Origin of the sequence: Curtobacterium sp. MR_MD2014 (assembly GCF_000772085.1) — a bacterium.
Taxonomy (GTDB): Bacteria; Actinomycetota; Actinomycetes; order Actinomycetales; family Microbacteriaceae; genus Curtobacterium.
This window is the reverse complement of sequence record NZ_CP009755.1, coordinates 3322856-3343172: the sequence shown is the minus strand read 5'-3', so window position 1 is coordinate 3343172 and position 20317 is coordinate 3322856. Positions and strand designations below refer to the sequence as shown.

Here is a 20317-nt window from a genome sequence, read left to right as displayed (position 1 = left end):
AGGATGATCGTCGGGTGCACCTCGTCCTCCACCGCGTCGACGGCGGCGTCACCGCGACGCCCCTGACCGACGCGGGGGAGCCGGCCGGCGAGCCGACGCGCCTGGACGAGCCGGGCCTCCCGGCCTTCGTCGCCGCGCACGACGCACCCGACGTGCGCTGGGTCTGGGACGACACCGCCCGCTGGTACCCGGCCGTCCTGGCGGCCGGAGGACGCGTCGGCCGCTGCGTCGACCTCCGCCTGTGCCGTCGCATCCTGCGCGGCGCGCTCGCCGCACGGGGGACGGCCCTCGCGACGGCACCACCCGACACGTGGGACGACCCCGGCCAGGAGGCCCGCCCCACCCGCCCGACGCAGGCCCGGCTGTTCGACGACGCGCTCTTCACCGTCGCACCGGCCGACGACGCAGCCGATCCGGTCGCCGAGTTCCGCCGCCAGCTCGACGCGGTCGCCACGTCGACGACGCCGGGCGCACTGCGCCTGCTCACCACCGCCGAGTCGGCGGGAGCCCTCGTCGCGGCCGAGATCCTGTCCGCGGGTCTGCCCTGGCGTCCGGACGTGCACGAGCGCCTGCTCGAGGAGGAACTCGGCCCCCGGGTACCCGCCGGGGTGCGGCCGCGCCGGCTCGAGGAGCTCGCGGGGGAGATCCGCGCACACCTCGGCGACCCCGCACTCAACCCCGACTCGCCCGCCGACGTCCTGCGGTCGCTCCGGGCCGTCGGCCTGATGGTGACGTCGACGCGCAAGTGGGAGCTGCAGGAGCTCGAGCACCCGGTCATCGCGCCGCTGCTCGAGTACAAGCGCCTGTCCCGCCTGCTCACCGCGAACGGCTGGGCATGGCTCGACGAGTGGGTGCAGGACGGGCGCTTCCACCCGAAGTACGTCGTCGGCGGGGTCGTCACCGGGCGCTGGGCGGCGGACGGCGGCGGTGCCATGCAGCTGCCGAGGACGGTCCGCAGTGCGGTGGTCGCCGACGACGGCTGGGCCTTCGTGGTGGCGGACGCGGCGCAGCTCGAACCGCGGGTGCTCGCGGCGATGGCCGGTGACCGGGCGATGGCGACCGCGGGCGACGGGCGGGACCTGTACGACGGGGTGGTCGCCTCGGGCGCGGTCGAGACGCGGCAGCAGGCGAAGGGCGCGATGCTCGGCGCGATGTACGGCGCGACCCAGGGTGACGCTGGACGGCTCGTCCCGCGGCTGGCGAGGGCGTTCCCTGCGGCGCTGGGGCTCGTCGACCGGGCGGCCCGGGCGGGCGAGCGCGGCGAGCCCGTGACGACGCTGCTCGGCCGGACGTCGCCCGTCCCCGACGAGGCCTGGTTCGCCGCGCGCAACCGCGCCTGGTCGGTGGACGGCACGCCGGCGCAGCAGCGGGCGGTCGAGGGGCGTGCCCGCAGCTGGGGGCGCTTCACGCGGAACTTCGTGGTGCAGGGCACCGCGGCCGAGTGGGCACTGGCGTGGATGGGATCGCTCCGGACCCGGCTCGCGACCCGGTTCCCCGGCCCGCTGACGGCCGGGCCGCACCTGGTGTTCTTCGTGCACGACGAGATCGTGGTGCACACGCCCGTCGAGCACGCCGCGTTCGTGGCGGAGCAGGTCCGGGCCGCGGCGGTCGACGCCGGACGGCTGCTCTTCCGGGACTTCCCGGTGGTCTTCCCCCTGACGGTGTCGACGGTGCGCGACTACGGGGCAGCGAAGGACTGAGCCGGGCCGGCGCGTGCGGGTGCTCGCCCGCCGTGAGGACTGCGTCCGGGCCGGTACGGGCGGGTGCTCGCCCGCGGTGAGGACTGCGTCCGGGCCGGCGCGTGCGCGCTCGCAGCCTGGGACGGGCAGGGTGGGTCGATGGAGCGACACCACGACGAGGACCCCTCGGCTGCCGGTCGGGTCGACCGTGCGGAGCAGGCGGCGGTCGTCGAGGACCGGCGCGTCGGCGACCTCGACCTCACGACGTGGCGGTCCCGGGCCGGCCACACGGTCGCCGATGGCTGGGCGGCACTCGGCCGTCGCTACGGCGCCCTCCCCCTGCTCGTCCTGACGCTGGCCGTCGGTGTCGGCATCGCCGCGACCGCGACCTGGGCGGCATCGGAGGTGTACGACGCCGTGCGGGCGTCCGACGACGTCGCGGTGCTCGACCGCCCCGTCCTCGACTGGATGCTCACCCTGCGCTCGCCGTTCGCCGACCAGGCGGTCACGTGGTGGACCGACATCGCCGGGACGATCGGGATGCCGATCGTCGCGGTCTGCTTCCTGATCGGCTTCACGGTGCAGCGCCGCGCCTGGACCCCGCTCGTGCTGCTCGTCGCGGCGAGCGGCGGCTCGCTCCTCATGACCATCGCAGGCAAGGACCTGATCGGCCGTGCCCGACCGCCGCTGTCCGACGCGGTGCCGCCGTACGAGCACTCGCCGTCGTTCCCGTCCGGCCACACGCTCAACGCCACGGTCGTCGTCGGCACGATCGTGTACCTGCTCATCCTGCGGCAGTCACGCACGGTCACCCGGGTGTGGACGATCGTCATCGGCACGCTCTTCGTGCTGTCGATCGGCGTCTCGCGGGTGTTCCTGGGCCACCACTGGACGACGGACGTGCTCGCCGCGTGGGCCCTCGGTCTGGCGTGGCTGGCGCTCGTGATCACGGCGCACCGGCTGTACCTGACCGCCCTCCACCGGGGTGCCGACCCGGTCGTGCGCGGCCGCGGACCGGCACGCCCGGTCAGGTCGTCACGGTAGGTTCACCCGCATGGAAGAACGGGTCTTCGGCGGCAGGTACCGCGTCACCGGCACGCTCGGTCACGGCGGCATGGCCTCCGTCTACCGCGCCGTCGACGAGCAGCTCGGCCGCGAGGTGGCCGTCAAGGTCTTCCGGATCGGCGCGGTCGACCACGGCGAACGTGCGCGCGCCGAGGCCGAGATGCACACGCTGGCCGCGCTCCGCAGCCCCTCGCTCGTCACGCTCTACGATGCCGCACTCGACGACGGCAACGGCGACTCGTACCTCGTGATGGAGCTCGTCCCCGGCAGCGACCTGGACACCCGGCTGCGCGAGGGCCCGCTCGACACCACGACGACCGCGCGCACCGGCGCCCAGGTCGCCGAGGGACTCGCCGCCGTGCACGCGCAGGGCATCGTGCACCGTGACGTGAAGCCCGCCAACGTGCTGCTCGAGAGCGACGGCCAGCACGTCAAGCTCGCCGACTTCGGCATCGCGCTGCTCCGGGACGCCGCCCGCGTGACCGGGACCGGCACCGTCATCGGCACCGCCGCCTACATCTCACCGGAGCAGGTCCTCGGGCGCGAGGTCACCGGTCAGGCTGACGTCTACGCCCTCGGGCTCGTCCTGCTGCAGTGCCTGACGGGTGCACGTCCGTTCCCCGGCACCGCCGTCGAGTCCGCCACCGCGCGGCTCACGCGGGGCCCCGACATCGACCAGCACCTGCCCACCGCGTGGCGGACGCTGCTGCACGTGATGACCGCGCAGGACCCGGCCGAGCGTCCGACCGCGGCCGAGGCGGCACGACGTCTCCGTGCCCTCGAACGCGACGGGACGGCACCGGCGACCCAGCTGCTCCCGGGCGGACCCGGCACGCTCACCCGTGCTGCCGGAGGCGCGGCCGGCGCCGGAGCCGGTCTCGCTGGTGCCGCGCTCGGTGCCGGCGGACCGGATGCAGCCCACGCCGACCAGGCCACCCAGGCCGTGCCGGGCGCTGCGGACGGCGACCAGGCCACGCGGGCGATGCCGACCGCCGGCGGTGCCGACGCCGCGACCCGGGCGTACGACCGGACGGGTGCGCAGGACGACGTCGCGACGACGGTCCTCGGTGCCCAGCGGGGCGCCGGTGGAGCGGGCGCCGCCGCTGCTGCAGGCGGTGGTGCGGTGGCCGGTGGTGCCGCGTCGCGAGGAGCCGGTGGTCCAGCGGGGGCTGCCGGACGGGGCGGTCCCGGTACGGACGGATCGAAGCGACGGCGTGCGGGGATCATCACCGCGGTGGTCGTCGGGATCCTCGTCCTCGCGGGGATCGGCGTCGCGCTGATCGCGCTGGGCGGAGGAGACGACTCGACGCCCGCGCCGACCGACTCCAGCGAGCCCTCGTCGCCGACGGAGCAGCAGACGAGCGAGCCGGAGCAGCAGCCCAGCCAGGAGGAGCAGCAGCCGAGCGAACCCGCGCAGGAGCCGAGCGAGCCGGCGCAGGAGCCCAGCCAGGAGCAGCAGCAGCCGAGCGAGCCCGCGCAGGAACCGAGCCAGCCCGCCGACGACCCGAGCGTCGGCCCCCAACCGGGCGGTCCGGCGTCCAACCCCGTCGAGGCCCCGCAGGGCGGCGCGGGCAACAACGGCAACGGCAACGGCAACGGTCCCGGGAGCAACAGCGGCAAGGGCAAGGGATCCGGTGCGGCGGACACGACGGTCGACACCACCGTCGGGTCGCTCACCCAGGGGCCGGCGACGGGCCCCGGCCGCGGCTGACGCGGTCGCTGCCGACCCCGGCGCGGTGGACGGACAGCGTCGAGCCGACGCCCACCGTCGCGGGAGCACGCTCGGAGCATGTCGATGAGCACACCGTTCGATCCGCAGCAGCCCGGCGCCGACCTCCCCGTGGACGGCGACGACCAGACCGAGATCGAGGTCGAGGAGGACCGCGGCGCCGACGTCGGCCCGGACTCGGTCGACCCGTCGGTCTCGCCGGCCCCGCACGAGGACGAGGACGAGGCCGGCGGCGGCCCGGTCGCCCGGTGACCCGAGACGGCTGACCGCTGACGGACACCACCGACGCCTGACACCTCGCTGCCAGCCGCGGACGGCAAGCTCGGGCGCATGTCGTTCGCGAACGCGTGGGACCCGTCGAAGGGTCGCGCCATCCCAGAGGACCAGGTCACCGAGGACGGACTCGAGCTCGACGAGGACACCGCCGCCGAGCTCGGCATCTCGTTCGACGTCGTCGGCGGCGCGTCGGCCGACCCGTCACGGGTCTCACCCGTCGACGTGCGCGTGCCGAGCGCACCGACCACCGACGACTGACCGCCCGCCCGCTCCCGCCCGAGCCGAGCCGAGCCGAGCCGAGCCGAGCCGAGCAGCCTGGGGGCACGACGTGCGTCAGCACAACGGGGAGCACGCGACACCACGGACTTCCGTGGCGCGACGTGCTCCCCGTTGTGCCGAGCCCGGCACGGTCAGGGCCCAGCCCCGGAGCCCGGCACGGTCAGGGCCCAGCCCCGGAGCCCGGCACGGTCAGGGCCGACCCCCAGAGCCCCGGAACGGTCAGGCCCAGCCCCGCAGCCCGGTCAGGGGACGGTGTGCCCCGCTGCCGTCAGGACGCGGTACCACTCCTCGCGCGAGAGCCGGACGTCGGAACCCGCGGCCGAGTCCCGTACCCGCTGCGGGTTCGTCGTGCCCAGGACGACCTGGAAGCGCGCGGGGTGCCGGGTGATCCACGCGACCGCGATCCCCGTCGGGGTGACGCCGTGTGCCGAGGCGAGCTCCTCGAGCACGTCGTTGAGCTCGGCGTACTGCTCGCGGTCACCGAGGAAGACGCCGTCGAAGAAGCCCTTCTGGAACGGCGACCAGGCCTGCAGCGTGACGTCGTTCAGGCGCGCGTGGTTGAGGATGTCGTTGTCGCGGTCGATCGACTGGTCGAGCCCGGCCATGTTCGCCGTCAGGCCCTGCGTGATCACGTTGGCGTGCGTGATGCTCAGCTGCACCTGGTTGAACGCGAGCGGCTGCCGCACCGACCGCTTCAGCAGCTCGACCTGACCGGGGGTGTGGTTCGAGACGCCGAAGTGGTGCACCTTGCCGGCGGCGTGCAGCTCGTCGAACGCCCGGGCGACCTCCTCGGGCTCGACGAGGGCGTCGGGACGGTGCAGGAGCAGCACGTCCACGTAGTCGGTCCGCAGCGCCTCGAGGGACTCGTGCACGGACTCGATGATGTGCTCGTACGAGAAGTCGAAGTACGCGCCGTCCGGCGTCGGGCGGATGCCGACCTTGGTCTGCAGCTGGATGTCGGCGCGCTCGGACGGCGACAGGGTGACGGCGGAACCGAACCGCTGCTCGCACCCGTGCCAGACGCCGTACACGGCGGCGTGGTCGAACATCGTGACGCCGGCGTCGCGCGAGGCGGTGTACAGCTCGCGGATGTCCTCGTCGCTCATGTCGTTGATCCGCATGAGGCCGACGACGACGTCGGACGCGGTGAGGTCGGTCTGTGGCAACTCCAGTGTCTTCACGCGCTCGATCCTGCCAGCAGCTCGCCGTGCGCAGAGAGGCCCTGCCGGTGCCCGTCGGGCCGCGCCCGGCAGTCACGCCCGATGCGACCGGGTGACGGACGGGAGGCGCGGTGCCGGACCGGCACCGCGCCTCCCGTCCGGTGCTCAGCGCGTGGGCGACGCGGCCGGGCCGAGCAGACCGAGGAACGTCAGGTCGTCCGCCACCTTGGTGACGAGCGTGTGGTCGAGCGACGGGATGTCCGGTGAGCCGAGCGGACGCACCGAGCGGACCGCGGCCGCGAACGCGTCCGCGGGGATCGCGGACCCGGCGTGCGGCACCTCCGGGGTCGCGAACGCGTGCAGCAGCGGCAGGACCGAGCGTGCACGGTCCTCGTCCGGCAGCGCCTCGAGTGCGGACCGGAAGCGCTCGACCCACTCGGCGTGGTCCGCGACCCGCTCGATCGCGTACCCGTCCTCGACCAGCCAGTCGACGAAGGTGTCCAGCGAGACGCCGTCGTCGTGCGGGTTGACGACGTTGAACGTCCGGTGGCCGTCGACCACCGACGCGCCGATGGCGTCGATCGCGGCGGCCGTGAAGTCGGCGGGCAGGCCGTCGTAGTGCGAGCGCTGCACCCGGCCGTCCGGGGTCCGCTGCACGAAGGACACGGGTGCCAGCCCGGTCGCGAGCACGCTCCAGACCAGACGGGTGAACACGTCGGGCAGGTTCACCTGGCCGCGCCAGCGCGGGTGCGCCAGCACCATGTCGGAGCGGAACACCGCGACGGGGACGCCGTGCTGCTCGTGCGCCTCGCGGAGCAGCACCTCGCTCGCCCACTTGCTCGCGCCGTACCCGTTCGCGTACTCGTCGGCGATCGTCCACTCGGGGATCGTCGACCGGAGGTCCGCTCGCTCGTCGAGTGCCGCGGGGGCGTCGGGGGCGACGTCCTCGGTCGCGCTCGGGCGGGCTCCACCGGCGACGGCGACGCTCGACACGAAGGTGACGGGCACGCTCCCGGCGGCGATCGCGAGCCGGACGACCTCGGCGGTGCCGACGACGTTTGGCCCGAACAGCGCGGTGTACGGCAGGACGTGGTTCACCAGGGCGGCGGCGTGCGTGACGAGGTCGACCCGCGCGGCGAGGTCCTCCCACCGCGGTTCCTCGAGGCCGAGCAGGTGCTCGCTGACGTCCCCGGCGACCACCTCGAGCGACCCCGAGAGCTCGGCGAACCGGTCGGCGAACGCGGGATCGGCCGCGAAGGCCGCGTCCAGTCGACGGCGGGCAGCGGCGTCGTCCGACCCGCGCACGACGCAGACCAGCGTGCCGCCGACCGGTGCGAGCCGCTCGAGCCAGTCCATCGCGGTGAAGCGGCCGAGGTAGCCGTTCGCGCCGGTGAGCAGGACGGTGCGCGGCCCGTCCGCGGTGGGGCGGGGTGCGCGTGCCACCGGCGCGGGGACCGCACCGAGCAGGCGGTCCACCCGCAGGTCCGACGCTCGCAGCACCGTCGGGTCGGCGCCGTGCACGCGGGCGATGGTCGGCCGGTCGTCGGCGGCCGAGCGCTCGACGTACGCGGCCACGGCCGCGAGGTCGTTCGTCGGGTCGGTGATGACACCGACGGGCACCTCGGTCTCGAAGACGTCCTCGAGGACCCCGGAGAACGTCAGGGCCGACAGCGAGTCACCGCCGAGGTCCGAGAACCGGGCGGCCGAGGCGGTCTCGGTGCTGACCTCGGCACCGAGCAGGTCACGGGCGGCACGGACGACGGTGTCGACGGTCGGTTCGTCACCCACGTGCTCGCGCAGGGTCGCGACGAGGGTGCCGCTCTGCTGCTCGGCGACCGCGCCGTAGAGCGCCGCGAACCGGTCCCCGTAGCGGGCGGTGACCCGGGGGCGGAGGAGCTTGCGGGCATCGGAGAGCATGCCGTTGTCGACCGTGAAGGGGTCCGGTTCGACGACGATCGCTCGGGGCACCTCGTACGGCGCGAGCCCGTGGGCGCGGGCGGTGCGCTGGAGGGCGGCGAGCAGGTCGCCCTCCGTGGCCTCCGGGTCGACCGGCACGACGACCGCGACGAGGAACGCGTGCCTGCTGTCCCCGTGCAGGGCGATCTGCCGGACCTCCGGCGTCCCACCGAAGGTCGCCTCGAGGGCCGAGACCGCGACGAACTCGCCCTGCGAGAGCTTGATGACGTTGTTCCGGCGGTCGAGGTACTCGTACGTGTCCGGACCGGTCTGCGCCATCACGTCGCCGGTCCGGTAGAACCCGTCCTCGTCGAACACCGCGGCGGTGACGTCCGGGCGGCGGAAGTACCCGGGGATCACCGCGGTGCTCTTCACGAGCAGTTCGCCGCGCGGGTGCGGTCGGTCGGTGGTGCGGTACCCGAGCTCGGGGACGTCCACCAGCTTGTGCTCGGTGACCGGTGGCTGCTGCACCACGCCGTCGCGCAGGATGCTGCCCGCCTCGGTCGAGCCGTACAGGTCGTGCAGCGGGACGCCGAGGCACTCCTCGAGGTACGTGCGGAGCTCGGGCGTGAGCGGGGCGCTGGCGCAGACGGCCTGCCCGACGCGACCACCGAAGGCACGTGTCCGGAGGTCGTCCTGCACCTGAGCACGCACGGCCGGGGCGTCGGTGGCTCCGGCCGCGAGCCGGCGCTGCTCCTCGCGGGCGCCCTCCTGGCGGACCATCTCGGCGATCCGCGGGACGAGCACGAGCTCGGTCGGTGCGTAGACCCGCAGGTCCTCGAACAGGGCCGACAGGTCGGTCGAGGTCGCGAGCGCCACGGTGCCGCCGCGGCCGAGCGTGGCGAGCAGCGCCGCGCGACCGGTCAGGTGGCTCAGCGGGAGGTAGGCGTAGCCGACGGTCACGGCGTCCGGGTGGTCCGGCGGGAGTGCGTGCCAGAGCCGCTCGACCATGGACCGCGTGTACATCGCGCCCTTCGGGGTCCCGGTGCTGCCCGAGGTGTACAGCAGCAGGGCGAGCGGGTCCTCGTCGGGCGCCGGTCGCCACGGGGTCGGCTGCGGCAGGTCGCGGCCCCGTGCCACGAGGTCGGCGAGCGTCGGCAGCGCCGCCGCACCGTCGGTGCCCTCGGCCCCGGTCGCCGCGCCGGCCGCACCCGTCGTGTCGAGCAGGACGGTGTGCACCTCGGCGGCGGCCGCGTCGGTGACCGCCCGGGCCGTCGCGGCCTGGTCGGCGGTGACGCCCAGCCACACCGGCGTCGTCTCGTCGACGATCGCACGGAGCTGCTCGACGGCCGCGCTGGTCTGCAGCGGCACGCTCACCGCGCCGAGCACCGAGCACGCGAGCTCGAGGGTCACGACGTCGGCGCTCGGCGGACCGAGCACCGCGATCCGGTCACCCGGGGCCACGGACTCGCCGAGCACCGCCGCGAGGGCCCGCGCACGGTCCCGGAGCTCCCGGAAGCTCGTGTCGGTGACGACCTCGCCGTCCCGCTGTCGGATCGCCGTTCGGTCGGCGTACCGGTCGAACACCGCCTCGACGGAGGTGTCCTCGTCCTGCTGCACCATGGTGGTTCCCTTCCTCGTTCGTCCGACGCGCCCCCGCGCGCGGCCTCTCAGCGCGCGGCGAGCACGATGCCCGCACGCGCCGTCCCCCGGTCCACTGCCCACCGTCCCGTCGCCGCGAACGCCGGGCCGCGACGCGCGCTCGCCGTGAAGGTCCCGTCCGGGCGCAGCTCCACGTGGGCACCGTCGATGCCGAACCAGCCGTCGTGCGCGGCCGAGCGGGCCTTGGCGACGGCCTCGGTCGCGGCGAGCAGGACGCTGTCCGGACTCTCAACCCCGGTTCGCCGGAGTGCGGTGAGACCCCGCGCGACACGGTCGTCCGTGACGTCCGCGATGCGTCGGAGCACTCCCGGCGGCAGGGGACGTGCCGGCGTGGCATCGATGCCGATGCCGGCGTGGTCGTCGCGCCGGGCGACGGCGCAGGCGCGCAGGCCGGGGCAGTGGGTGATCGTGCCGACCACGCCCTCGGGCCAGCGGGGAGCCCCGCTCCGACCCACGGGCAGTGCCGTCACCGGGGTGCCGATCGCCGTCAGGGCGCGGCGGGCGAGCAGGCGGCCGGTCCGGAACTCGGCACGCCGCGCCGGGACGGCACGGGCGATCGCCGCGCGTTCCTCGTCGGCGAGGGGGCCGCTCAGGTCGTGGTCGGCAGCGGCGGCGACCACCGAGGCGGGGAGCAGCCCCACCCAGTCGGTCCCGCCTTGAAGTTGCACATTGCAATCAGACGCCCGGAAGCTCCGAGTCCCCCGGACGGGGCACGTCGCGGAGCGGCCGCGACCGGGTCCGTCAGGCGGGCAGGACCGCGACGACGGCCGAGCGGTCGCGCCAGGTCGCGGTCAGTGTCTCGCCGTCCGGCACGGGCAGCCCGATCACCCGCAGCACGACGAGGTCGCCGTGGTCGGTGCGCACCGTCGTCTCGGTCCCGTCGGTGCTGGCCGTGGCCGACGTCACCGTGGGGGAGTCCGGCGCCGACCCGCTGCCGACCGCCGTGCCCTCCTTGTCGAACCGTCCGGAGCCGTCGGCGCGCTCGAGCTCCGCCTCGTGCCCGCCGGTGGCGATCGCACGACGCAGGACGTCGGCGTACACCGGATCCGCGACGGCGTCGTACACCCAGCGCTGCCCGAGCACGGAGTGGTGCATCTCGCACACCAGGGAGCCCCGGGCGCCGTCGAGCGGAGCGCCGCGGTAGGTCAGCGGCGTGTGCAGGAGCCGTCCCTCGGGCGTCCGCACGACGATCTCCTCGACACCGACCTCGCCCTCGGGGTCGTCGAACCGGAAGCGGGTGACGATCTCGACGGCGGCACCGGCGGTGAGGCCGCTCCACGGCTGCGCTGGCAGCCAGGCGGCGAGGGCCTCGGCCTTGGACGGTCGGAGTTCTGCGCGGTGGATGACGGCCATGCACCGACGCTACCGAGCAGACCTCGGCTTCCACCGTCGGCCCGCCGCACTGCGGTCAGGGCGCGGAGGTCGGTGCACGGGGCTCAGTGCACGGGGTCAGTGCACCGAGAAGCCGCCGTCGACCGCGATCGACTGGCCCGTGACGTACGCGGACCCCGGTCCGGCCAGGAACACCGCCACGGCCGCGAAGTCCGACGGCTCGCCGTTGCGTCCGACGAGCGTGCGCGCGGCGAGCGCCGCGACCCGCTCGGGGTCGGCGGACAGTCGCCTGTTGAGCGCGGTCTGCACGAAGCCGGGGACCAGGACGTTCGAGGTGACCCCGCTGCCCGACCAGGCCTCCGCCTGGGAGCGTGCCAGTGCCTCCAGGCCGGCCTTCGACACCCCGTACGCGCCGCTCGCGGCGAAGGGGCGGTGGGCCTGCTGCGAACTGATGCCGATGATCCGGCCGTACCCGCGTGCGGCCATGCCGGGCGCGAGCCGCTGGCCGAGCACGAAGGGTGCGTCGAGGTTGACGGCCATCGTCGCGTCCCACGTGCCCTCGTCGAGGTCCGGCATCGGCGGCCGCAGGTTGATGCCGGCCGAGTTGACGAGGACGTCCACCTCGCCGACGGCGTCCGCGAGCGCGTGGGCGCCCGCCCGGGTCGACAGGTCCGCGACGACACCGGCGGCCGACCCGCCGTCGGCGGTGATCGTCGCGACGGTCTCGTCGATCGCCTCCCGCGTGCGCGCCGCGACCAGCACGTGGGCGCCCGCGTCCGCGAGGGCGAGCGCGATCGCCCGACCGATGCCGGAGCTGCCCCCGGTGACCAGTGCACGGCGTCCGTCGAGGCCGAAGAGCTGCTCCAGTGCCATCGGGCCAGGCTACCGACGCCCGTACGCTGGGTCGGTGCGCGACGACCTGCTCCCCGTGCTCGCCTGCCCCGTCTGCGCCGAGCCCCTCGCCCGTGTCGACGGCGGGCAGGTCGGCTGCGCCGGCGGCCACCGGTTCGACGAGGCGAAGCAGGGCCACCTCACGCTCCTGCCCGCAAAGCGCCGCGCCCTGACCGCGGACACCCCGGACATGGTCGACGCGCGGATCCGGTTCCTCGGGCGGGGGCACTACGCACCGGTCGAGCGGGCGCTCGCCGCGGTGGTCGCCGCCACGAAGGCCCCGGGCGTCGTCCTCGACGTCGGCTCCGGCCCCGGCACCTACCTCGCGCACGTGCTGGACGCGGACGGACCGGACGAGACTGCGTCGGCCGGGAGGCCCGGCTCGGCCCCGGCAGGCCCCGTCGCTGCCCGCCTCGGGGTCGCGCTGGACCTGTCACCCGTCGCCGTCCGGCGGGCGGCACGCGTCCACCCGCGGGCCGGCGCCGTCGTCGGGGACGTGACCGAGCGCCTCCCGGTCGTCGACGACGCGGCGGCCGTCGTGCTGGACGTCTTCGCCCCGCGCAACCAGCGGGAGTACGCGCGGGTGCTCCACCCGGACGGCGTGCTCGTCGTCGTGACGCCACGGACCGGACACCTGGCGGAGCTCGCCGAGGCGACCATCGCGGTGGACCCGGAGAAGGAGCGGCGGCTGCGGGAGTCGCTCGAGCCGACGTTCGCGCTGCAGGGGTCCGAGGACCTCACGTGGACGATGGAGCTGTCCGCGGAGGACGTGCACGACGTGGTGCACATGGGCCCGAGCCACCACCACGTCGATCCGGACCGGGTGTTCGCGCCGACGGCCGTGACGGCCGCGGTGACCGTGAGCACGTGGACGGTCGCCAGGCAGCACTGAGGCGCTGCCGTCGGCCGTCCACGTGCCGGGGTCGGGTGTCAGCCCTGCGGCACCGCCACGTCGAACTGCCACACGACGCCGAACCGGTCGCGCAGCTGCCCGGCGAGCGGGGCCCACGGCGAGGGCGCGAGCGGCTGTCGCACCTCGGCACCCTCCGACAGCGCCTCCCAGTACCGGGTGACCTCGTCCGCGTCGTCGCCGTGCACGAAGACGTAGCAGGCGTTCGTGCCCTGGTCGTACGGCTGGTCCGGCCAGACGTCGAACGCCATGATCCGGAAGCCGGCCTCGGTGTTGACCTGACCGAACACGATGCGGTCCGCCCAGGCGGGGTCCTGGGACGCGCCCATCTGGCCGTAGGTGGCGGCGGTCACGGTGCCGCCGAACGCGGATGCGTAGTGGTCCAGGGCCTCGCGGGCCTGTCCGTCGAAGTTGAGGTGGGTCGTGGTCTCGATGCTCATGGATCGAGTGTCGCGAGCGTTGCGGTCAGATCGTGACCGCTTCTCCGACGAGGATGGACGACGTGTCCGGACCCTCCTCGCGCATGCTCGCGCTGCTCTCCCTGCTGCAGGTGCACCGGGAGTGGACGGGCGACGAGCTCGCCGGTCGCCTGACCGTGAGTCCGCGCACCCTCCGCCGCGACGTCGACCGCCTCCGGGACCTCGGCTACCGCATCGACTCCGTCCGCGGTCCGGCCGGCGGCTACCGACTCGCCGCCGGATCGGACCTGCCGCCGCTGCTGTTCGACGACGACCAGGCGGTGGCGATCGCCCTCGCCCTCGCGGTGGCGCCGGCATCGGGTGCCGACATCGCCGAGGCCGCCACCCGCGCGCTCGCGACGGTGCGACAGGTCATGCCCGAACGGCTCCGGAACCGGGTGGACCTGGTGGATGCCGTCGTGGGATCGTCCGCCCAGCGGGTCGATCCGGACGTGCTGGTGGCCGTCAGCGAGGCCGTGCAGCGCCACGAGGTGTTCCGGTTCGGGTACGGCACGGACGACCGTCCCCGCAGGGTCGAAGCGCACGCGGTGGTCGCCCGGCACGGTCGGTGGTACCTGCTGGCGTGGGAGCCCGAGCACGACGACTGGCGGACCTACCGGGTGGACCGGATCACCCCGCGGATGCGGACGCGGCTGCCGTTCGTGCAGCGACCCGTACCCGGTGGGGACGTGGCAGCCTTCGTGGCGGCCCGCTTCAAGGGGTCCGACCGCGACGACGCGTGGCCGTGCACCGGGTCGGTCTCGCTGACCGCTGCCGACGCCGCGCGGGTCGCCCCGTTCCTGCCGGAGGACGCCGTGCTCGAGGATGCCGACGACGACCGTCGACGGCTGACGCTCGGGTCCTGGTCGTGGGACGGGCTCGCCGGCACGATCGCCGGGCTGACGGTGCCGTTCGTGGTCGAGGGGCCCGAGGAACTGCGTGCTGCTGTCGACGCGCTCGCCACCCGACTGCGCCGATCGTTCAGGGACTGACCGGACCGTCCTCCCTCAGGCGTCGGCTCCAGATCGGCTCGTCGAGCCAGGCGGGGACGAGACCCATCGAACCGACGTCGATCCCGTCGACCGCCGGGAACGCGGACAGGAGTTCTGCGGTACGGACCTTCCAGTCGACGTTCGACGGCACGGAATCGAGCAGGTACGCCAGGACTGCCAGGACCTCGTACACGCCGAAGCGTTTCGGTGCCCGGCCGACCACGAGGTGTGCGAGCGCTGGGACCTGCTCTGCGCTCGCCCGCTTCGGTGCGGCGACGAGCTTGCGGTTGAAGAGTCGCGAATGGTGGGCCGCGACGTTGCGGACGTAGTTGACCGAGGCGACCCAACTCCGCATCAGCTGCTTCGTCGGGACGGCGAAGGATGCAGCGACCTCCGTCGCGAGGTCGTTCCGCAGTCCTCCGTAGAGGCGTGACACCTGGCCGAGCTCGAGCAGCTCGACGATCACCCAGATGGGCATCCGACCGTCGTAGTGTTCGCGGAAGTGCGCGACGAACGACTCGTCCGACCGGGTCTTCCGGTCCTCCAGACGGTCGAGCCACCGAGCGTGCTCGCTCCTCGGGTCGTCCCCGTTCCGCGGTGCGCAGAAGGCCGTGTTGAAGATCGCTGGATCTTCGTGGGCGAACGGAGACACCGCCCCGAGGACGTGTGCAAGGCACGTCCGGAAGGCGACCTCGAAGCGCTCGACCGCCTCGAGGACGAGCAGGCGCAGCGACCGATCGAAGGTGAGCAGCTCGCAGGCTGCGTCCAGGTCGGCACCGGGACGGTACTGCTCGAGCACGACGGTGGTGTGGCGTCCGCTCTCGTCGATCTCCGTTCCGGAGACACGGAACGGGTGGAGGTAGCCGCTCAGGCGGTAGTAGCCGCTCTCGCGGAGCGCTGCTGCCGCGCGGTCGTGGTCCTCGATGGACAGACCCCGCTCGCGCAGCAACGCGATCTGCTCGTCGATCGACAGCCACGGTTTCGCGTACGACACCTCGTCCTCCCACCCCGAGACAAGAAAATCGGCCCGAGCCGTGAGGCGAGCGGGCCGATCGTGATGCTCCGAGGATAGCCGAGCCGTCCACGGCGGGCAACGGTGAAGCTCCCTCGTGCCCTGCGCGTTAGGGCGGTGCATGCGTCCGTCAGGACGGCGTGAGGATTCCGTGAGGACCGGCCTGGAGGCACACGGCCGGAACCAGCATCGGTACCGCACCCCACGTGGTGCGGTCCGCGCCGCCCGGCGTCGGACCCGCAGCAACCAACGGAGTCCTTCGTGTTCGACGTCTTCGTCGTCGCCGGTGTCCTCGCCGTGTTCGGTGTCGTGGCACTCATCGCCAAGGGGGTGGAGCGGCTGTGATCGTCGTCACCATCGCCGCCGCCGTCCTCGGCATCGCCTCGGTCGTCTACCTCGTGTGGGCGCTCGTGCACCCGGAGCGGTTCTGATGAGCGCTGCCGACACCTGGGCCGGGATCGCCCAGGTCGCCACCCTCGTCCTGCTCCTCGTGGTCGCGTACCGCCCGGTCGGTGACTGGATGGCGCGTGTCTACACGCCCACGCGGCACGCCCGCATCGAGCGCAGCGTCTACCGCGTGATCGGTGTGGACCCCGACGCCGAGCAGTCCTGGCCCGCGTACCTGCGCGGCGTGCTGCTCTTCAGCGCCGTCGGCGTGCTGCTCGTCTACCTGCTGCAGCGCATCCAGGTCGTGCTGCCCGGTGACCTCGGGCTGCCGAACGTCGGCCCGTCGCTCGCGTTCAACACCGCCGCGTCCTTCGTCGCGAACACCAACTGGCAGTCGTACTCGCCCGAGGCCACCGTGGGGTACTCCGTGCAGATGGCAGGCCTGGCGGTGCAGAACTTCCTGTCCGCCGCGGTCGGGCTCGCGGTCGCCGTGGCCCTGGTGCGCGGGTTCGCACGGCGGAGGAGCGGCACGCTCGGCAACGTCTGGGTCGACGTCGTCCGCGGCACCGGCCGGCTCCTGCTCCCCGGGGCCTTCGTCTTCGCGATCGTCCTGGTCGCCGGCGGCGTCGTGCAGTCGTGGGGCAGCGGCACGGACATCACCACGCTCGCGGGTGGCACCCAGCACATCCCCGACGGCTTCGTCGCGTCGCAGGAGGCGATCAAGGAGCTCGGCACGAACGGCGGCGGCTACTTCAACGCGAACTCGGCGCACCCGTTCGAGAACCCGCAGGCGTGGACGAACCTCGTCGAGGTCTTCCTCATGCTCGTCATCCCGTTCTCGCTGCCCCGCACGTTCGGGCGGCTCGTCGGGGACGACCGACAGGGGTACGCGATCCTCGCGGTGATGGGCGCGATCTTCCTCGTGTCGCTCTCGGTGATGTCGATCGCCGAGCTCGCGGGCGGCGGCAGCGCCACGCAGGCGGCCGGTGCGGCGATGGAGGGCAAGGAGATGCGCTTCGGCATCCTCGGCACGACGCTCTTCGGCACGACCTCGACCGCCACGTCGACGGGCGCCGTGAACGGCATGTTCGACAGCTTCACGCCGATCGGCGGGATGATGGCGCTCCTCAACATGATGCTCGGCGAGATCAGCCCCGGCGGCGTCGGCTCCGGCCTGTACGGCATGCTCGTGCTCGCCGTGATCACGGTGTTCATCGGCGGACTGCTCGTCGGCCGGACCCCGGAGTACCTCGGCAAGAAGATCCGCGCCCGTGAGATGACCTTCGCGGCGCTGTACATCCTCGTCACGCCGACCCTGGTGCTGCTCGGCACCGGACTGTCCCTGGTGATCCCGGGTGTCCGTGAGCAGGTCCTCGGCACGAGCATCTTCAACCCCGGCAACCACGGGCTGTCCGAGCTGCTCTACGCCTTCACCTCCGGCGCGAACAACAACGGCTCGGCGTTCGGCGGTCTCACCGCGAACACCACGTGGATGAACTCGGCGCTCGGCGTCGTGATGCTGCTCGGCCGGTTCATCCCGATCGCGCTCGTCCTGGCGCTCGCCGGCTCCCTGGCCGCACAGGACAAGGTGCCCGCGACCGTCGGCACCCTGCCGACGCACCGGCCGCTGTTCATCGGCCTGCTCGGTGCCGTCGCCGTGATCGTCACCGCACTCACCTACTTCCCCGTGCTCGCCCTGGGCCCGCTCGCGGAGGCCCTCTCCTGATGGGAACCGAACCCGTGTCCACCCCGACCCCCTCGTCCACCGTGACCAGCGCGCCGGAGGCGAGCAGTGCCTCCCGGCCGGTCACCCGATCGTCCGCGTTCGGTCCCCGTCAACTGGCGGCGGGCCTCCCGGGCGCCCTCCGCAAGCTCGACCCGCGCCTGATGTGGCGCAACCCGGTCATGTTCATCGTCGAGGTCGGCGCCGCGCTCACCACCGTGACCGCGTTCGTCGAGCCGTCGGTGTTCACCGCCGCGATCGCGGTGTGGCTCTGGCTGACCGTCGTCTTCGCGAACCTGGCCGAGGCCGTCGCCGAGGGCCGGGGCAAGGCGCAGGCCGACACCCTGCGGAAGACCCGTTCGACGACCAGCGCCCGCCGGGTGCTGCGATGGGACGCGTCCGACGCCGCCGCACTGTCGAACGACACCGAGGAGGTCGCCTCGGTGGACCTCGCGAAGGGCGACGTCGTGGTGGTCGTCGCCGGCGAGGTCATCCCCGGCGACGGTGACGTGGTCGAGGGCATCGCCAGCGTCGACGAGTCCGCGGTCACGGGCGAGTCGGCGCCCGTCATCCGCGAGTCCGGTGGCGACCGCAGCGCCGTCACCGGTGGGACGCGGGTGCTGTCCGACCGGATCGTCGTGCGCATCACCTCGACGCCCGGCGAGACCTTCATCGACCGGATGATCCGGCTCGTCGAGGGTGCCGCGCGGCAGAAGACGCCGAACGAGATCGCGCTGAACATCCTGCTGGCGTCGCTGTCGATCGTCTTCGTGATCGTCTGCCTGACGATGCAGCCCATCGCCGGCCTCGTCGGTGCGACCGTCAGCGTGCCGGTGCTCATCGCCCTGCTCGTCTGCCTCATCCCGACCACCATCGGCGCGCTGCTCTCGGCGATCGGCATCGCCGGCATGGACCGGCTCGTGCAGCACAACGTGCTCGCGATGTCCGGGCGCGCGGTCGAGGCGGCCGGGGACATCACCACGCTGCTCCTCGACAAGACCGGCACGATCACGTACGGCAACCGGCAGGCATCGCGCGTGGTGCCCGTCCCGGGCGTCACGGTCGCGACGCTCATGGAGGCCGCAGCCCTGTCGAGCGCCGCGGACAGCACGCCGGAGGGCCGCTCCATCGTCACGCTCGCCGAGCAGGACGGCATCACGCCCGGCACCCCGGCGGGTGCGGTCGAGGTGCCCTTCACCGCGCAGACCCGCATGTCCGGGCTCGACCTGGCCGACGGATCGCAGATCCGCAAGGGTGCAGCGGCCGCCGTGCTCGCCTGGGCGGGGTCTGCCGACGCCGCCGTGGTCGCCGCGGTCGACACCGCGGTCGCCGAGATCTCCGACCAGGGCGGGACGCCGCTCGTCGTCGGCCGTCGCTCGGCCTCGGGCGCCGTCGACCTGCTCGGGGTCGTGCACCTGAAGGACGTCGTGAAGGACGGCATGGCCGAGCGCTTCGCGGAGCTGCGGTCGATGGGCATCCGCACGGTGATGATCACCGGCGACAACCCCCGCACCGCGGCCGCGATCGCCGCCGAGGCCGGCGTCGACGACTTCCTCGCCGAGGCCACGCCCGAGGACAAGCTCGCCTACATCCGGAAGGAACAGGAGGGCGGGAACCTCGTCGCGATGACCGGTGACGGCACGAACGACGCCCCCGCCCTGGCGCAGGCCGACGTCGGCGTCGCGATGAACACCGGCACCACCGCTGCGAAGGAGGCCGGCAACATGGTCGACCTCGACTCCGACCCGACGAAGCTCATCGACGTCGTCCGGATCGGCAAGCAGCTGCTCATCACCCGCGGGGCGCTCACCACGTTCTCGATCGCCAACGACGTCGCGAAGTACTTCGCGATCATCCCGGCGATGTTCCAGGCGGCGTTCCCCGGCCTCGCGGCGCTCAACGTCATGGGGCTGCACAGCCCGGCGTCGGCGATCCTGTCGGCCGTCGTGTTCAACGCGCTCGTCATCGTGGCGCTCATCCCGCTGTCGCTGCGGGGTGTGCGCTACCGCGCCGCCTCGGCATCGTCCGTGCTCGGACGCAACCTGCTCGTCTACGGGCTGGGCGGCGTCATCGTCCCCTTCATCGGTATCAAGCTGATCGACCTCGTGGTCGGTCTCATCCCGGGGTTCTAGACCATGGCTTCCTCATCACGCTCCTTCCTCCGTTCCACCGGTGTGGCGATCCGTCTCGCCCTGCTGTCCACCGTCGTCCTCGGCGTCGCCTACCCGCTCGCGGTGTGGGGCGTCGGGCAGGCGGCCTTCCACGACCAGGCGAACGGCTCGATGGTCACCGACTCCTCCGGGAAGGTCGTCGGCTCGTCCCTGATCGGGCAGTCCTTCGCGGGTGCCCAGGCCGACCGCTGGTTCCAGTCGCGTCCGAGTGCCGCGGGCGAGGACGGCTACGACGCGAACGCCTCGTCCGGCTCGAACCTCGGGCCGAACAACCCCGACCTGCTCAAGAGCATCGAGGAGCGGCGGGCCGCCGTGGCGGATGCCGACGGGGTCAGCGCTGCCGACGTGCCCGCCGACGCGGTCACCGCCTCGGGCTCGGGGCTCGACCCGGACATCAGCCCGGAGTACGCGCTGCAGCAGGTGGCCCGGGTGGCCGACGCCCGGGGTCTGTCGGAGTCGACGGTCCGCACGCTCGTCGAGCAGCACATCGAGTCCCGGCAGGCCGGGTTCCTCGGCGAGCCGGTCGTGAACGTCCTCGAGCTGAACCTGGCCCTGGCCGCCGAACGCTGACGCCGGCCGGCCGGCCGGTCCGGCCGGTCTGGCTCGGCCTGGCCGTGGCCGGCCCGGTCCGGCCCGAGGGCGGAGCCGCCAGCACAACCGGAAGCACCTCGCGCCGCGGAACCGCGTGGTGCGAC

General features: G+C 73.5%; 18 protein-coding genes. 11 read left to right on the top strand and 7 right to left on the bottom strand.

Going from position 1 to position 20317, the window contains the following annotated elements:
* Positions 1 to 14: 14 nt before the first annotated feature.
* The 5 genes from NI26_RS15490 to NI26_RS15470 all read left to right on the top strand — a co-directional run bounded on the left by NI26_RS15490 (position 15) and on the right by NI26_RS15470 (position 5007).
* The gene (locus tag NI26_RS15490) at positions 15 to 1700 is read left to right on the top strand and encodes a bifunctional 3'-5' exonuclease/DNA polymerase (RefSeq protein ID WP_066657263.1); all 1686 of its coding nucleotides are present in this window, start codon (positions 15 to 17) and stop codon (positions 1698 to 1700) included.
* 138 nt (positions 1701 to 1838) lie between these two features.
* Entirely contained in the window at positions 1839 to 2723 is an 885-nt protein-coding gene (locus NI26_RS15485; protein WP_066658824.1) for a phosphatase PAP2 family protein, read from the top strand.
* Between the two features lie 10 nt (positions 2724 to 2733).
* Entirely contained in the window at positions 2734 to 4455 is a 1722-nt protein-coding gene (locus tag NI26_RS15480) for a serine/threonine-protein kinase (RefSeq protein WP_066657257.1), read from the top strand.
* Between the two features lie 84 nt (positions 4456 to 4539).
* Positions 4540 to 4725 (top strand): hypothetical protein, encoded by a 186-nt coding sequence (locus NI26_RS15475; protein ID WP_158407777.1) that lies wholly within the window; start codon positions 4540 to 4542, stop codon positions 4723 to 4725.
* A gap of 78 nt (positions 4726 to 4803) precedes the next feature.
* A complete protein-coding gene (locus NI26_RS15470; protein WP_066657251.1) occupies positions 4804 to 5007 on the top strand; it encodes a hypothetical protein in 204 nt (67 codons plus the stop codon).
* 263 nt (positions 5008 to 5270) lie between these two features.
* On the opposite strand, the gene NI26_RS15465 is transcribed toward NI26_RS15470, so the two are convergent.
* The 5 genes from NI26_RS15465 to NI26_RS15445 form a co-directional block, all read right to left on the bottom strand.
* On the bottom strand, positions 5271 to 6209 hold the full coding sequence (locus NI26_RS15465) for an aldo/keto reductase (RefSeq protein ID WP_144411399.1): 939 nt from the start codon (positions 6207 to 6209) through the stop codon (positions 5271 to 5273).
* A 144-nt stretch (positions 6210 to 6353) separates the two neighbouring features.
* Positions 6354 to 9707 carry a carboxylic acid reductase gene (car, locus tag NI26_RS15460; RefSeq protein WP_066657247.1) on the bottom strand — a complete coding sequence of 1118 codons (3354 nt, stop codon included), beginning with the start codon at positions 9705 to 9707 and terminating at the stop codon, positions 6354 to 6356.
* Between the two features lie 47 nt (positions 9708 to 9754).
* Positions 9755 to 10414, bottom strand: a complete 660-nt coding sequence (locus tag NI26_RS15455; RefSeq protein ID WP_066657245.1) for a 4'-phosphopantetheinyl transferase family protein — start codon at positions 10412 to 10414, stop codon at positions 9755 to 9757.
* Between the two features lie 73 nt (positions 10415 to 10487).
* Positions 10488 to 11099, bottom strand: coding sequence for a CG0192-related protein (locus NI26_RS15450; protein ID WP_066657243.1), 612 nt, complete (start codon positions 11097 to 11099; stop codon positions 10488 to 10490).
* Between the two features lie 96 nt (positions 11100 to 11195).
* Positions 11196 to 11951 carry an SDR family NAD(P)-dependent oxidoreductase gene (locus NI26_RS15445; protein WP_066657233.1) on the bottom strand — a complete coding sequence of 252 codons (756 nt, stop codon included), beginning with the start codon at positions 11949 to 11951 and terminating at the stop codon, positions 11196 to 11198.
* Positions 11952 to 11985: 34 nt separating this feature from the next.
* Here NI26_RS15445 and NI26_RS15440 point away from each other — a divergent pair, with 34 nt between their 5' ends.
* Entirely contained in the window at positions 11986 to 12861 is an 876-nt protein-coding gene (locus NI26_RS15440; protein ID WP_066657231.1) for a putative RNA methyltransferase, read from the top strand.
* 38 nt (positions 12862 to 12899) lie between these two features.
* Here NI26_RS15440 and NI26_RS15435 read toward each other — a convergent pair whose 3' ends face one another.
* On the bottom strand, positions 12900 to 13319 hold the full coding sequence (locus tag NI26_RS15435) for a VOC family protein (RefSeq protein WP_066657230.1): 420 nt from the start codon (positions 13317 to 13319) through the stop codon (positions 12900 to 12902).
* A gap of 62 nt (positions 13320 to 13381) precedes the next feature.
* Here NI26_RS15435 and NI26_RS15430 point away from each other — a divergent pair, with 62 nt between their 5' ends.
* Positions 13382 to 14329 (top strand): helix-turn-helix transcriptional regulator, encoded by a 948-nt coding sequence (locus NI26_RS15430; protein WP_066658818.1) that lies wholly within the window; start codon positions 13382 to 13384, stop codon positions 14327 to 14329.
* Here the strand turns inward: NI26_RS15430 and NI26_RS15425 are convergent.
* On the bottom strand, positions 14319 to 15323 hold the full coding sequence (locus tag NI26_RS15425) for an Abi family protein (protein ID WP_066657229.1): 1005 nt from the start codon (positions 15321 to 15323) through the stop codon (positions 14319 to 14321). The genes NI26_RS15430 and NI26_RS15425 overlap by 11 nt on opposite strands.
* Before the next feature lie 359 nt (positions 15324 to 15682).
* On the opposite strand from NI26_RS15425, the gene NI26_RS15420 reads away from it, so the two are divergent.
* From NI26_RS15420 to kdpC, 4 genes are read left to right on the top strand one after another with little or no spacing between them, the layout of a single operon-like run.
* On the top strand, positions 15683 to 15772 hold the full coding sequence (locus tag NI26_RS15420; RefSeq protein ID WP_058729515.1) for a potassium-transporting ATPase subunit F: 90 nt from the start codon (positions 15683 to 15685) through the stop codon (positions 15770 to 15772).
* A complete protein-coding gene (gene kdpA, locus NI26_RS15415) occupies positions 15772 to 17454 on the top strand; it encodes a potassium-transporting ATPase subunit KdpA (RefSeq protein WP_066657228.1) in 1683 nt (560 codons plus the stop codon). The genes NI26_RS15420 and kdpA overlap by 1 nt, the downstream gene beginning before the upstream one ends.
* On the top strand, positions 17454 to 19583 hold the full coding sequence (gene kdpB / locus NI26_RS15410) for a potassium-transporting ATPase subunit KdpB (protein WP_200884120.1): 2130 nt from the start codon (positions 17454 to 17456) through the stop codon (positions 19581 to 19583). The genes kdpA and kdpB overlap by 1 nt, the downstream gene beginning before the upstream one ends.
* A gap of 3 nt (positions 19584 to 19586) precedes the next feature.
* Positions 19587 to 20192 carry a potassium-transporting ATPase subunit KdpC gene (gene kdpC, locus NI26_RS15405; RefSeq protein ID WP_066657226.1) on the top strand — a complete coding sequence of 202 codons (606 nt, stop codon included), beginning with the start codon at positions 19587 to 19589 and terminating at the stop codon, positions 20190 to 20192.
* Positions 20193 to 20317 lie beyond the last annotated feature (125 nt).

Bases quoted from the DNA above. Each gene is read 5' to 3' on its own strand.
- NI26_RS15485 (WP_066658824.1), top strand. From the start codon at position 1,839: ATGGAGCGACACCACGACGAGGACCCCTCGGCTGCCGGTCGGGTCGAC.
- kdpA (WP_066657228.1), top strand. From the start codon at position 15,772: ATGAGCGCTGCCGACACCTGGGCCGGGATCGCCCAGGTCGCCACCCTC.
- car (WP_066657247.1), bottom strand. From the start codon at position 9,707: ATGGTGCAGCAGGACGAGGACACCTCCGTCGAGGCGGTGTTCGACCGG.
- NI26_RS15435 (WP_066657230.1), bottom strand. From the start codon at position 13,319: ATGAGCATCGAGACCACGACCCACCTCAACTTCGACGGACAGGCCCGC.
- kdpC (WP_066657226.1), top strand. From the start codon at position 19,587: ATGGCTTCCTCATCACGCTCCTTCCTCCGTTCCACCGGTGTGGCGATC.
- NI26_RS15445 (WP_066657233.1), bottom strand. From the start codon at position 11,951: ATGGCACTGGAGCAGCTCTTCGGCCTCGACGGACGCCGTGCACTGGTC.
- NI26_RS15480 (WP_066657257.1), top strand. From the start codon at position 2,734: ATGGAAGAACGGGTCTTCGGCGGCAGGTACCGCGTCACCGGCACGCTC.
- kdpB (WP_200884120.1), top strand. From the start codon at position 17,454: ATGGGAACCGAACCCGTGTCCACCCCGACCCCCTCGTCCACCGTGACC.
- NI26_RS15475 (WP_158407777.1), top strand. From the start codon at position 4,540: ATGAGCACACCGTTCGATCCGCAGCAGCCCGGCGCCGACCTCCCCGTG.
- NI26_RS15470 (WP_066657251.1), top strand. From the start codon at position 4,804: ATGTCGTTCGCGAACGCGTGGGACCCGTCGAAGGGTCGCGCCATCCCA.
- NI26_RS15450 (WP_066657243.1), bottom strand. From the start codon at position 11,099: ATGGCCGTCATCCACCGCGCAGAACTCCGACCGTCCAAGGCCGAGGCC.